Raw genomic sequence first — 13,300 nt, forward strand, 5'->3', positions numbered from 1 at the left:
TATTTACATCCTGTTAAAAGCCCGGTTTGACTTCGCGCATATCAGGCAGCTTGTGTGCAATCCCTTTATGACAGTCAATACACGTTTGCCCTTCTTTTACAGCCTGGTCATGCATTTTAGCCGCTACACCTTTCTGGGCAGTTAAATCCATAAACTCGAAGTTGTGGCAGTTACGACACTCTTGCGAATTATTGTCTTTCATACGCCGCCATTCATTTTGCGCCATCGTCAGACGATGGTCTTCAAATTTTTGCGGTGTATCTATCAACCCCAGTGCTTTCGCGTACAGTTCTTTGCTGGCCTTGATTTTACGGATCATTTTCGGGCCCCACTCGTGCGGGACGTGGCAATCAGGACACGTAGCTCGTACACCACTGCGGTTGTTGTAGTGTACGGTTTCCATGTATTCCTGGTATACCGTGTTGCGCATTTCGTGACAGCTAATGCAGAACTCTTCCGTATTGGCCTTTTCCATACCGGTATTAAAGCCGCCCCAGAAAATAATGCCGCCCACAAAGCCGATTAACAACAGCGTGCCGAGCGCCAGACGGCTGGGGCGACGCCACCATTGCCAGACGCGCTTAATCCAGCCTGGTTTACGGTTAGAATTTTCCATAATGACCTCTTATTTCCCGTAACCTTTCGAGGGGGTGAAGGTATTTTCGACAATCGGTGCAGCATCCGCCTGCGGGACATGGCACTGCAGACAGAAATAGCGACGCGGCGCGACTTCCGCCAGTACTTTGCCATCGCTATCCATAAAGTGCGTCGGGCTAATGCGCGGCGCGCCGGTGGTGCGATAGCTTTCGACGCCGTGGCATTGCAGGCAGCGGTTGGTGTTGGTCGTTACCTGGTAACCGTCAACGCTGTGCGGGACCATCGGCGGCTGGTTAACATAGTTCAGCGGCATACGCTCCTGCTCTTTCGGCATGCGAATCGCCCCTTCCTGGGTCCCCGAGACTTCCGGTGACTGGCTCAGATCCACTCCGTTTGCAGCCCAAACGGCCCCACTCACTACCAGGGCCAGCGCGGCCGCCATTTGACTCAGCGCTTTAATCAGGTCATGGCTTTTCATGATTTCGCTCCCGAACTCCATCGTGTTGTTATTGTAAAAACATCCTCAGAACAGACATCCACACAGCGACCGCAACCCATGCAATCGCGACTGGTTACCTGCACCGGACTTTGCTCATCCAGCACCGGGGCACGTAGCACATGCGGTTCCGGGCAAACATGAAAACAATCCATACAGCGGTTACATCTCTCGCGTTCTTTTGCTGACACGGTTAACACCCCTTTGCTTCCCAGCACGCTATACAGCGCGCCTAATGGGCAAAGGTGTCCGCACCAGCCATGCTCAACAACCAGTAAATCAAATAAAAACAGTGCAATAATCAGCAGGATACCGCTACCGAATCCCATTACCAGGCCACGTCCCAGCAAAGAGACCGGGTTTATCCATTCCCAAAGCAGCGTACCGGTCAGCGCGGATCCCACCAGGATAACGACCAGCAGGACGTACCGTATATGGCGCGGAATAGTCGCAGACTGATTCAGGTCAAACCTTCTGCGTAACACACTTGCAAAATCAGTGACCGGGTTCATTGGGCAGATCCAGCTGCAAAACAACCGCTTACCGGCAAGAGCATACAGCCCCGTAATAAGTGCAGCACCGATTAACGCTACGGTCGCGGGCAGATGTCCACTGGCGAGGCTTTGCAGCGTAATCAGCGGATCGGTGAATGGGATGGTATCCAGCAACAGGCTGCTGCTGTAATTGCCATGCAGGATCCACACCCCGAACCACGGGCCGCTGAGAAACATCGCCAGCACCAAAAACTGCGTCAGACGACGCAGCACCAGCCAACGGTGGCTGCGCCACCAACCTTTTTTCTCCCGCGCTTCACGCCCGGCATCACGTTTACGATTTGCCATTGTTCCCCTCCAGCCAACCGAAGCGGTAATGGTGTCCCAACTCCCCTTTCGCCAGCGACAGCGGCAGCACTTTTATTGCCGGCTGTTCCAGCACGCAGACCTTTTCACATTTACCGCATCCGGTGCAGGCATCGCTGTGTACGGTCGGAATAAACCGCGCGTGCTTACCGGTGCGCATATTGCGATCCAGTTCCAGGGTGATGGCCTCGTCTATCTTTGGGCATTCGCGATAACAGACATCGCAGCGCAGCCCTTGATAATTGAGGCAGTTCTCGTGATCCAGCAGTACCGCCAGTCCCATGCGTGAATCGTCAATGGATTCGATCTCCCCGTCCAACGCGCCGCTTGGGCAGACTTTGGCGCACGGGATGTCTTCACACATTTCGCAGGGAATGTCGCGCGCGACAAAATACGGCGTCCCCGCCGCCAGCCCGGAGGCCAGCGTCGCCAGTTTCAGCGTGTCGTACGGGCAAGCCTGAACGCACTGTCCACAGCGCACGCAGGCGCTGGCAAAGGCGTCTTCAGCCAATGCCCCTGGCGGGCGCAACCGCACGCCGGTTGCACGTGCAGTTTGCTGTTGCAACCCCAGCACCACGCCAACGGCAGCCAGCCCGCCCGCTGCGCGAACCATATCGCGCAGAAAGCGGCGGCGGCCATTTTGGGGTTTTGCTGACCGGGACATAACGCGTTACACCTTCGCCAGCTTCACGGCGCACTTCTTGAAATCCGTCTCTTTAGAGAGCGGATCCGTCGCATCCAGCGTCAGGTTGTTCACCAGCTGTGCGGCGTCGAAGAACGGCATGTACACCAGCCCCTGCGGTGGGCGGTTACGACCGCGGGTTTCAACAATCGAAATCACTTCGCCACGACGGGAAACCACTTTCACCTTGTCGCCACGACGCAGATCGCGGGCTTTCGCATCCAGCGGATGAATAAACAGGACGGCTTCCGGGAAGGCGCGGTGCAGTTCAGGTACGCGGCGCGTCATGCTGCCGGTGTGCCAGTGCTCCAGCACGCGACCGGTGGAGAGCCACAGGTCATACTCTTTATCCGGTGCTTCTGCGGCGGGTTCAAACGGCAGCGCGAAGATGACCGCTTTGCCATCCGGCTTGCCGTAGAACTTGTAGCTTTCGCCCACCTTCACGTAAGGGTCGTTACCTTCGCTGTAGCGCCACTGGGTCTCTTTACCGTCGACCACCGGCCAGCGTAAACCGCGCGCTTTGTGATAATCGTCAAATGGCGCCAGATCGTGGCCATGACCGCGACCAAACCAGGCGTACTCTTCGAACAGCCCTTTTTGCAGATAGAAGCCCAGTTCGCGGGATTCATCATTCAGCTGATCGTCAGCCAGTTCCGTCAGCGGGAATTTCGTCACCGCAGGCGTGGCGAACAGGACGTCGTACAACGTTTTACCGCGCAGCTCCGGTTTCTGTGCCAGCAGTTCCTCCGGCCAGACCTCTTCGGTTTTGAAACGACGGGCAAACTGCACCATTTGCCACAGGTCAGACTTCGCTTCACCCGGCGCTTTAATTTGCTGACGCCAGAACTGAGTACGACGCTCGGCGTTACCGTAGGCCCCTTCTTTTTCTACCCACATTGCGGTCGGCAGGATCAGGTCGGCAGCCAGAGCGCTGACGGTCGGATACGGATCGGACACGATGATAAAGTTGCGCGGATCGCGCCAACCCGGCATACGCTCTTCGTTGATGTTCGGCCCGGCCTGCATGTTGTTGTTACACATCACCCAGTAGACATTCAGCTTGCCGTCTTTCAGCGCACGGTCCTGCGCCACGGCGTGCAGACCGACTTTCGCCGGGATGGTGCCGGTCGGAAGATTCCAGTGCTTTTCACAGATATCGCGGTGCTTCTCGTTAGTCACCACCATGTCCGCAGGCAGACGGTGAGAGAACGTCCCCACTTCACGGGCGGTACCACAGGCGGAAGGCTGACCGGTCAGCGAGAACGGTCCGCAGCCAGGCTGAGAGATTTTGCCGGTTAGCAGGTGCAGGTTATAGACCAGGTTATTGGCCCATACGCCGCGAGTATGCTGGTTAAAGCCCATCGTCCAGTAGGAGATAACTTTCTTCTTCGGATCGGCATACAGTTGCGCCAGCTGTTCCAGCTGATCTTTCGGCACGCCGGTCATTTCTGCGGTTTTATCCAGCGTATAGTCCGCAACAAACGCCTTGTACTCTTCGAAGCTGATCGGCTCAGACGCATCGGAACCTGGGTTTTTCGCGGCTTTTTCCAGCGGATGCGTTGGGCGTAAGCCGTAGCCAATATCCGTCGCACCTTTGCGCAGGTTAACGTGTTTGCTGAAGAAATCCTGGTTTATCGCATTGTTTTGAATGATATAGTTGGCGATGTAGTTGAGGATCACCAGGTCGCTTTGCGGCGTGAAGACCATGCCGTTATCTGCCAGCTCAAAGCTACGATGCTGATAGGTAGAGAGAACCGCAACGTTGACGTTGGGATCGGACAGACGACGGTTAGTGATGCGCGACCACAGAATTGGGTGCATCTCCGCCATGTTCGCGCCCCACAGCACGAACGCATCCGCATGTTCGATATCGTCATAGCAGCCCATCGGCTCATCCATACCAAAGGTACGCATAAAGCCCACCACCGCCGAGGCCATGCAGTGACGCGCGTTCGGGTCGATATTGTTGGTACGGAAACCAGCTTTGAACAGCTTCGCGGCGGCGTAGCCTTCCCAGATGGTCCACTGACCGGAACCAAACATGCCGATGGCATCAGGTCCTTTCTCTTTCAACGACGTTTTGAATTTTTCTTCCATCACATCAAAGGCCTGATCCCAGCTAATCGGGGTGAACTCGCCTTCTTTGTGATATTTACCGTCCTTCATGCGCAGCATCGGCTGCGTTAAACGGTCTTTTCCGTACATGATTTTGGGTAGGAAATACCCTTTAATACAGTTAAGTCCACGGTTAACCGGCGCTTCCGGGTCACCCTGGCATGCCACAACACGGCCTTGCTGGGTGCCAACCAATACGCCACAGCCAGTACCGCAAAAACGGCACGGGGCTTTGTCCCATTTGATCGCTTCTTGCTGACCGACTACCGCGCGGGCAACGCCCGGCACGCTTAACCCGGCAGCCGCCGCAGCGGCCGCAACGGCGTTAGCTTTCATAAAGCTACGACGACTGAGTTTCATGGTGTTTCCTCACCTTGCTCATCCTGCTGGTGATAAACCAGCGACACCGCCAGTACGCCCGCAACGTTGCGCACTGACTCAATTGTTTTCATTAGTGTTTCACTGTGTTCTGCTTCTACCACCACAATCAGTTGGCCGCTTTCCACATCGCTGAGTGCAACTTCACAACCTGGAAATGTACGTAACTGCGTAGCGATATCGTTGATGTGCTGACTTTTGGCCTGAACGACCAGGCTGCAAACCTGCCAGTTAGTGTCCATGGTGGTACTCCGCATTAATGGCTGATACCGGACAGGTCGCGACACACGCACCACATCCGCTACAGGCTTGATTGTCGAGCTGTGGCTGATATATACCGGACAGCGTGGGGCGAAAGGTAATGGCCATGGGTTCACAGCTATCCTGACAGCGATGGCACTCTACAGATTGATTGGCGAGACAGTTTTCACCGATCGTAACATTCAGATCCCAGGCCCTGGTGTGACGCGGAAGAAAGAGTGATTCGGGACAGGCCTCTGCGCAGGCGTAACAAAAGCTGCACTCGCCGTGTTTGAAATTTACGCTCGGAAAACCGCCCTGGCCTCGCTGCAGGATGCCGGTTTCACACGCCTGGACGCAGGCGTCACAACGCAGGCAATGCGCCAGAAAGTGAGATTCTTCCATGCTCCACGGCGGACGGATCCCCGTACTGGCGTTACGCCAGCTACCTGTCAACATGCCTCGACGGGATAAATCAACCATGACATTGTCCTTCCATAAATGACGCTCTCCCTGAGCGGGTTGAACGACAATAAGTAACCGCACTATTTATGAGTAGTTATTTTTAACAGTAAGATATTTCAGGATGTGTTAGAGGTGCATACCCCAATCGGGGTAAATGCTGTTGCCGGATCAAAAGAGTGTAGGGTTGGTATAAAAAAACGCGCTTTTACTCACATTTCAATGAGCTATATAAACAATTATATAGCGAATATATATACAAGAGAATAATCTTAAAAATAGGATAATTCTTAGCACATACCTCTACTTAATAATTAAACATTCAATTAATACACCTTAAATATAAGTAAATTTAGATTAATAGCGCATGTGAATATGCTAACCTGCGACAAACACGTTCAGAAGACAGAAGAAAGGAAACACTGTGAACAATAAGATGAAGACCATCGTCCCTGCCATCCTGCTAGCCACGTTTGCCAGCACCTCTGCATGGGCAGCAACCAGTGATACTCCCGCTCAGCCGCTGGAAAAAGTCGCCCCGTATCCGAAAGCAGACAAAGGGATGAAACGCCAGGTTATCCAGCTTACTCCTGAGAAAGATGAATCTACTCTAAAGGTAGAACTGCTGATCGGCCAAACGCTGGACGTTGACTGCAACCAGCATCGCCTGGGCGGAGAACTGGACAGCAAAACGCTGGAAGGTTGGGGTTACGACTACTACGTATTCGACAAAGTTACCTCTCCGGTGTCAACCATGATGGCCTGCCCGGACGGCAAGAAAGAGAAGAAGTTTATTACCGCTCATTTAGGTGACGACGGTATGTTGCGTTACAACAGCAAATTACCGATTGTGGTCTACACCCCGGAAAACGTAGAAGTAAAATACCGTATCTGGAAAGCAGAAGAGAAGATTCAGGACGCAGTCGCGCGATAAATGAGAATGTGCCGGATGGCGGCGTACCGCCTTATCCGGCCTACGTATAGCGTGTTGTAGGCCGGATAAGCGTAGCGCCATCCGGCATGCAACCATGCGATTACAGTGCGATATCCGCAACCGCTTTCTGCTCTGGCTGCGGTTGAGCCTGAGGTTTTAACTGCGGTTGAGGCGTTTCATCAGCCACCTGCGGTTTATCGTATTTCAGACCCAAAACGCCACTGGTGTACTGCAGCTCTTGTTCCGTGGCCTCGACGTTACCGTTCAGCTTGGTGCCGTAAGACGGAATAATCGTTTTCAGCTTCGCCTGCCATTGCGGGCTGGCGACTTTATCTTTAAACACTTTTTCCATCAGATGCAGCATGATCGGTGCCGCCGTTGACGCGCCCGGTGATGCACCCAACAGTGCGGCAATTGTACCGTCTTTGTCGCTCACCACTTCGGTCCCCAGACGCAGCACGCCGCCCTTGTCTTCATCACTTTTGATGATCTGCACGCGCTGGCCCGCCTGCCACAAACGCCAGTCTTCTTTCTTCGCCTGCGGGTAGTATTCCTGCAGCGCAGCAAAACGGTCGTCGTCGCTGAGCATGACCTGGCTGACCAGATATTTCACCAGATCGAAATTATCCAGACCCACATTCATCATCGGCATAACGTTTGAAGTGGTGGTAGAACTCAGCAGATCCCACAATGAACCGTTTTTCAGGAACTTGGTGGAGAAGGTCGCAAACGGTCCAAACAGCACCACGCGTTTGCCATCCAGAATACGGGTGTCAATGTGCGGTACGGACATCGGCGGTGCACCGACAGAAGCCTGACCGTATACTTTCGCCAGGTGGCGATTCACCACATCCGGGTTTTCCGCCACCAGGAACTGTCCGCCAACCGGGAATCCGCCGTAGCCTTTCGCTTCCGGGATGTCGGTTTCCTGCAACAGTTTCAGCGCAGCGCCACCGGCGCCAATAAAGACAAACTTCGCCTTGATGTCGCGTTCCGCTGCGTTGTTTTTCAGATCGGCAACCGTGACGGTCCAGCTGTTATCAGCGTTACGCTTAAAACCCCGTACTTCAGTACTGAGTTGCAGCGCAAAGTTAGGCTTTTTCTGTAACGAGGCGATCAGCTGGCGCGTAATTTCGCCGTAGTTGACGTCAGTCCCAATCTCGGTACGCGTTGCCGCCACTTTCTGGTTTGGATCGCGTCCTTCCATCACCAGCGGTGCCCACTCTTTGATCTGGGCGTGATCTTCGGAGTAGCGCATGCCACGGAACAGCGAACTTTGCTGCAGGGCTTTATAACGCGCGCGCAGGAAGTTAACGTTCTCATCCCCCCAGACAAAGCTCATGTGGGGAACGGTAGTGATAAATGAGCGTGGGTCATGCATCACGTCGTTGTTGACCTGATAGGCCCAAAACTGGCGGGAAATCTGGAAGGCTTCGTTAATTTCAACGGCCTTTTCAATGCTGACGGTACCGTCGGCTTTTTTCGGCGTGTAGTTCAGTTCCATCAACGCGGAGTGGCCCGTACCGGCATTGTTCCAGCCGTTTGAACTCTCCTCGGCCACCCCATCCAGTCGCTCGACCATGGTCATAGACCATTGTGGTTCCAGTTCCTGTAAATAGGTTCCCAATGTGGCGCTCATGATGCCGCCGCCAATCAACAGTACATCCGTTTCCTGCTCTTCCACCGCTTTCGCTTGTGCCGTCATCGAGACAACATTCAGCCCCAGGGCCATGGTGAAGAGCATGGCTGTCACTTTTTTCATAATGTTAATGCCTTACTTTTAGTATCGCTTTTTGCTTTTCATGCAGGTGAAAATCGAACGGCCCAACGGTAACACTTAAGTAAAAAATAATAAAATATTGTTTATATTTTATGTTTAAATTTTAAAAATGTTATTAATAGGTTGATTCTTTATACGGTTATTGACAATCATTTCTGGAAACCTGCCCGTCAGGCGGGTACTATGCTGCGCTTTGCTATTCACCGCACGGATGCTTGCCGGTCTGCTGTTATCAGGCCATTTCTGACCTGAGAGTAACTATGTCTGCGACTGATTCATCCCCTGCCGCCGTGGCGGAACATTCCGTCGGCGTTGTGCTGCGTCAACCCCGCCTGCTGATGCGCGAAACGCTGGCCGGCGTGGTCACGGCGCTGGCGCTGATCCCGGAAGTGATCTCTTTTTCTGTTATCGCCGGCGTAGACCCCAAAGTCAGCCTGATAGCCTCGGTTGTCCTGTGTCTGGCGATGTCCTTTTTAGGCGGACGTCCGGCCATGGTTACCGCCGCAGCCGGATCGGTGGCGCTGGTCATTGGCCCAATGGTGCATCAGCACGGCGTACAGTACATCCTGCCCGCGGTGCTGCTGGCCGGGGTTATCCAAATCCTGTTTGGTGTATTGGGGATGGCACGACTGATGCGTTTTATCCCTGGGGCCGTGATGACCGGCTTTGTTAACGCGCTGGGCATTTTGATCTTCTTTGCTCAGGTTCCGCACTTCTGGAGTAAAAGCCCGTTGATTTGGGGGCTGTTTGTTCTGACGCTGCTTATCGTGCTGTGGGTACCGCGGTTTATTAAAAGTATTCCAGCGCCGCTGATTGCCATCGTGCTGCTGACGGTCTTCACCGTGACCAGCGGGCAGTTGTTACCTACCGTCGGTGACGAAGGCTCATTGAGCGGTGGATTACCCGGATTCACGCAGCTGTTGGTGCCTCTCAACCTGCACACGTTGGCGATTATCTGGCCCTGCGCGCTGAGTATTGCCTTTGTCGGCTTGATGGAGTCGCTGCTTACCGCCCGACTGGTTGACGATCTGACGGTCACGCCCTCGAATAAGAATCGTGAAAGTACGGGGCTGGGGATAGCCAATATTCTGGCCGGGTTATATGGCGGTATCGCCGGATGCGCGATGATTGGTCAAACGATTGTTAACGTTGAGATGGGTAAAGGACGCAGCCGCGTCTCCACGTTCGCCGCTGGGCTGGTCTTGCTGCTGTTGGTCACTGCGTTAAGCGACATGATGGCAAAAATCCCCATGTCAGTGCTGGCAGGTATTATGGTCATTGTGGCGGTGAAAACGTTCAGTTGGCACAGCATTCAGCCAGCGACACTGGCGAAAATGCCGATCAGCGAAACGCTGGTGATGCTGATTACCGTTGCCGCAACGGTGTCGACTGGCAACCTGGCAATTGGCGTGGTTGCCGGGGTATTGACGATGCTGGTCCTGCCACGCATCGTCAGAGGCAAACGCCCGACTACACCAAAAACAGCGTCGCCAGACCGAGAAAAATAAAGAACCCGCCGGTGTCGGTAATGGCGGTGATCATCACGCTTGAGCCGATCGCCGGGTCGCGCCCCAGCTTGACCATGGTCATTGGAATAATCACCCCCATCAGCGCTGCCATTAACAGATTAAGCATCATTGCCAGGGTCATCACGCCGCCGAGCGCCATGTCATCGTACAACCACCAGGTGATGCCGCCCATAATCCCGCCCCAGACCAGCCCGTTAATCACCGCCACGCCCATTTCGCGCAGGATCAGGAACGTCAGGTTTCCTGGCTGAATGTTTTGCAGCGCCAGCGCGCGGACAATCATGGTGATGGTCTGATTACCGGTATTGCCGCCGATCCCCGCCACGATGGGCATGAGCGAGGCCAGCGCCACCAGCTGTGAAATCGTGTGTTCAAAACCGTCGATGACGCGCGATGCGATAAATGCGGTACAGAGATTAACGGCCAACCAGGCCCAACGGGTTTTTACCGCTTTGGTAACCGGGGCAAAGACATCTTCTCCGGCGCTTAAGCCCCCCATCCGGCGCAGATCGGTGTCCGTTTCTTCATACACCACATCGACGATCTCATCGATGGTTAAACGCCCCATCAGCTTGCCGGTTGGGTCCACCACCGCCGCACTGACCAGGTTATCACGTTCAAAGGTACGCGCGGCGTGCTCGGCGATATCTTCCGGGGCAAAGGTGAGCGGATCGTCTTCCATCACCTCACTGACTTTGCGTTGCACGTCATTGAGGAGAATACGGGTTAACGTCAGCTCGCCCACCAGCACTTTATTGCGGTCGGTGACGAAGAGTTTATCGGTGTTCTCCGGCATTTTACCCAGCCGTCGCAGGTAGCGTTGTACCACCTCCAGCGTCACGTCCGGGCGCACGGTAATGACCTCGAACTCCATGATCGCACCGACGCGATTCTTCTCGTAGTGCATCACCTGGCGCACGCGCGCCCGCTCTTCCGCCGGTAACGTCGCCAGCAATCGACCAGTCAGGTTACGCGGTAAATGCTGCACCACGTAAATCTGCTCGTCGATGTCGAGGTATTGCAGCGCGTCGAGCAATTCCCGGTCCGACATTTCATCGATCAGATCGTCCCAGACGTTTTCAGACGCCTCCAGCAACACATAACCACGCTTGTCGCTTTGGATCAGCCGCCACAGCGCGTGACGCTCTTCGGAGGGTAATGCTTCGAGGGTATCGGCCAGGTCGGGTGGCGGCAAATGCTCCACCAGCGCCCCTACCTCAGCAATATCGTCGGCAAGCGTACCGACGTCATATTGCTCAGCCAGGGTAAGCTTGCCCAGCAGCGTTGAAATAATGGCTTTATCAGTGGTCAGCAGCCAGATCAGGCGGGCACGTTCTTCATCACGTAGCCTGGCGCTATTTTTGTTTATTACGGACATCAATCATAAATCCATGATATGAAATATCATTAATCATGATGCCGAATTATGTAAATAACAATAAACGAAGCCGCCGGATGGATAAAAAACCGGCGGCCGCGGAGTTAAAGGCCCGATAAGCGTAGTGCCATCGGGTAACAACTCACCGATTCAGGCAGTACGTGCGACGGCATCACGCGAGGCAGCGTCGCGATCGTCGCCCAGCAGCTCAGTCAGCTGGCCATTGCGCATCTCAAGCAAGCGATCGGCATGAATAAAGTAGTGATCGTCGTGACTAATGGCAAAAATGGTTTTGCCCATCTCTTGCATCAGCGGCAACAGCACCTGGTAGAATTCGCGACGGAAGTGTGGGTCCTGATCGGCAGCCCATTCATCCAGCAGAATAATGTCGCGTTCCTCGGCTAACGCCAGCAGCAGCGCCACGCGTTTTTTCTGCCCTTTCGACAGCTTAAGATTCAGAATGCGCCCGTCGTTCAACTCCAGCTTGTGCGCCATCTGCAGATGTTCCAGCCACTTATCGACCAGCGCCGGGTTGGCCGATTGACCTTCCGGCCCCAGCAGTTTGTCAAACAGCCAGACGTCGGTAAACACGGCGGAGAACAGCTTGCGGTAGTCTTCAGATTTGTCGACCGCCACCACCTTACCGTCGAGCAGGATCTCGCCAGACTGCGGCTGGTATAACCCGGTCAGTAACATGGCCAGCGTAGATTTCCCGCTGCCATTGCCGCCAATCAGGAAGATCAGCTCGCCACGGTGAATGGTCAGATTGACCGGCCCAACGGAGAAAGTATTGTCCTGATAGTGGAAAACCACGTTACGTAGCTCGAGCGTTTTCCAGTTTGGGAATGCACCAGGACGAGGGAATTCAGCCTTGAACGGTGCCAGTGCAAATTTATTCAGTTTATTAAACGCCACCTGGGCGGTGAGCAGCGTGGGCAGCGCGCCAACGGCAGACAGCAGCGGCGTACGCAGGAACAGCAGCGTCAGCGAATAGGTTGCCGCGACGTTGGTATCCGCCCAGCCGAGGCTGTTAGCCATCCAGAACACCAGGCCAATGGCACCCAACATCATAATATTCGACCAGTTGACCGCGCTCAGGTGGAAGGTATCGGCACGAATAATATGGTGGCGGTACTCTTTGGCATCCGGGACGTACAGTTGATTAAAAATATGCTCAGCGCGTTCACGGTTAAGGGTCAGCTCTTTGCGCCCTTCCAGCACCGTCTGGTAATCGTTGTACAGCTTGTCTTCGGTTTCACGCAACGTGGCCATGTGTTTGTACACCCGCGCCACCAGCACGAATCCACCCCAGATGGTGATCGCCATCCAGATTGCCGTCACCAGCAACATTTTGGTCGACAGCATCGCCAGATATGCCGCAGACCCGACGGTCAATATAATCCCCTGCACCAGCTCCGGCAGGCGGACAAAGGCGATGGTGATATTGCGGATATCGCTGGTTAAGCCAGCCAGCAACGCGGCGCTACCGAGCTGCTCGATACGTTCGACGTGGGTATCCAGAATACGTTTGATAAATTCGCTACGCAGACGGTAGACAAAGTGGTGTCCCAGCGTGGTCAACGCCAGCTGTGAACCAAGGGTCACGATCATCAGCAACAGCAGCAGGCCGAGAAACTCCGGCAGCACCATAAGCGTAGTGTCGACCGTTTCAATCAGGCGCTGGTTGATAAACGCAATCAGCCCAATCCCCAACGCAGCACTGGCAAGGCTGAGCGCCATGACGCTGATAAATGGCCAGCGATACTGCCGCCAGACAAGAAGTAAAAGTTCCATGTGTTCAACCCGGACAAGTAATAACAGCCCGCAGTTTAAACATCTCTTCGCCGAC

General features: G+C 54.4%; 12 protein-coding genes. 2 read left to right on the forward strand and 10 right to left on the reverse strand.

The annotated features are described in order from the left end of the window. Window positions 1-13: 13 nt before the first annotated feature. Genes napC through napF form a run of 7 tightly spaced genes read right to left on the reverse strand, consistent with a single transcriptional unit; the run spans window position 14 to window position 5,851 of the window. Window positions 14-616, reverse strand: a complete 603-nt coding sequence (gene napC / locus FDW98_RS11950) for a cytochrome c-type protein NapC (protein ID WP_096756434.1) — start codon at window positions 614-616, stop codon at window positions 14-16. A gap of 9 nt (window positions 617-625) precedes the next feature. Further along, entirely contained in the window at window positions 626-1,075 is a 450-nt protein-coding gene (napB, locus tag FDW98_RS11955; protein ID WP_096756433.1) for a nitrate reductase cytochrome c-type subunit, read from the reverse strand. Continuing rightward, a complete protein-coding gene (napH, locus tag FDW98_RS11960) occupies window positions 1,072-1,935 on the reverse strand; it encodes a quinol dehydrogenase ferredoxin subunit NapH (protein ID WP_096756432.1) in 864 nt (287 codons plus the stop codon). The genes napB and napH overlap by 4 nt, the downstream gene beginning before the upstream one ends. Then, window positions 1,922-2,617, reverse strand: coding sequence for a ferredoxin-type protein NapG (gene napG, locus FDW98_RS11965; protein WP_096756431.1), 696 nt, complete (start codon window positions 2,615-2,617; stop codon window positions 1,922-1,924). The genes napH and napG overlap by 14 nt, the downstream gene beginning before the upstream one ends. A 6-nt stretch (window positions 2,618-2,623) precedes the next feature. Continuing rightward, complete coding sequence (napA, locus tag FDW98_RS11970; protein ID WP_096756430.1) at window positions 2,624-5,110, reverse strand: nitrate reductase catalytic subunit NapA; 2,487 nt, start codon at window positions 5,108-5,110, stop codon at window positions 2,624-2,626. Beyond that, entirely contained in the window at window positions 5,107-5,370 is a 264-nt protein-coding gene (gene napD, locus FDW98_RS11975; RefSeq protein ID WP_096756429.1) for a chaperone NapD, read from the reverse strand. Before napD ends, napA begins: the two co-directional genes overlap by 4 nt. Then, on the reverse strand, window positions 5,360-5,851 hold the full coding sequence (gene napF / locus FDW98_RS11980; RefSeq protein WP_096756428.1) for a ferredoxin-type protein NapF: 492 nt from the start codon (window positions 5,849-5,851) through the stop codon (window positions 5,360-5,362). Before napF ends, napD begins: the two co-directional genes overlap by 11 nt. 415 nt (window positions 5,852-6,266) lie before the next feature. On the opposite strand from napF, the gene eco reads away from it, so the two are divergent. After that, on the forward strand, window positions 6,267-6,764 hold the full coding sequence (gene eco, locus FDW98_RS11985) for a serine protease inhibitor ecotin (RefSeq protein WP_096759370.1): 498 nt from the start codon (window positions 6,267-6,269) through the stop codon (window positions 6,762-6,764). Window positions 6,765-6,864: 100 nt separating this feature from the next. Here eco and mqo read toward each other — a convergent pair whose 3' ends face one another. Beyond that, a complete protein-coding gene (gene mqo / locus FDW98_RS11990; protein ID WP_096756427.1) occupies window positions 6,865-8,526 on the reverse strand; it encodes a malate dehydrogenase (quinone) in 1,662 nt (553 codons plus the stop codon). Between the two features lie 278 nt (window positions 8,527-8,804). Here mqo and FDW98_RS11995 point away from each other — a divergent pair, with 278 nt between their 5' ends. Continuing rightward, window positions 8,805-10,052, forward strand: a complete 1,248-nt coding sequence (locus FDW98_RS11995; protein ID WP_096756426.1) for a SulP family inorganic anion transporter — start codon at window positions 8,805-8,807, stop codon at window positions 10,050-10,052. Here the strand turns inward: FDW98_RS11995 and mgtE are convergent. Further along, window positions 10,015-11,451 (reverse strand): magnesium transporter, encoded by a 1,437-nt coding sequence (gene mgtE, locus FDW98_RS12000; protein WP_096756425.1) that lies wholly within the window; start codon window positions 11,449-11,451, stop codon window positions 10,015-10,017. The genes FDW98_RS11995 and mgtE overlap by 38 nt on opposite strands. Before the next feature lie 150 nt (window positions 11,452-11,601). Beyond that, window positions 11,602-13,245, reverse strand: a complete 1,644-nt coding sequence (locus tag FDW98_RS12005) for a multidrug ABC transporter permease/ATP-binding protein (RefSeq protein WP_096756424.1) — start codon at window positions 13,243-13,245, stop codon at window positions 11,602-11,604. Window positions 13,246-13,300 lie beyond the last annotated feature (55 nt).

Origin of the sequence: Citrobacter sp. wls711 (assembly GCF_005281055.1) — a bacterium.
Taxonomy (GTDB): domain Bacteria; phylum Pseudomonadota; class Gammaproteobacteria; order Enterobacterales; family Enterobacteriaceae; genus Citrobacter; species Citrobacter gillenii.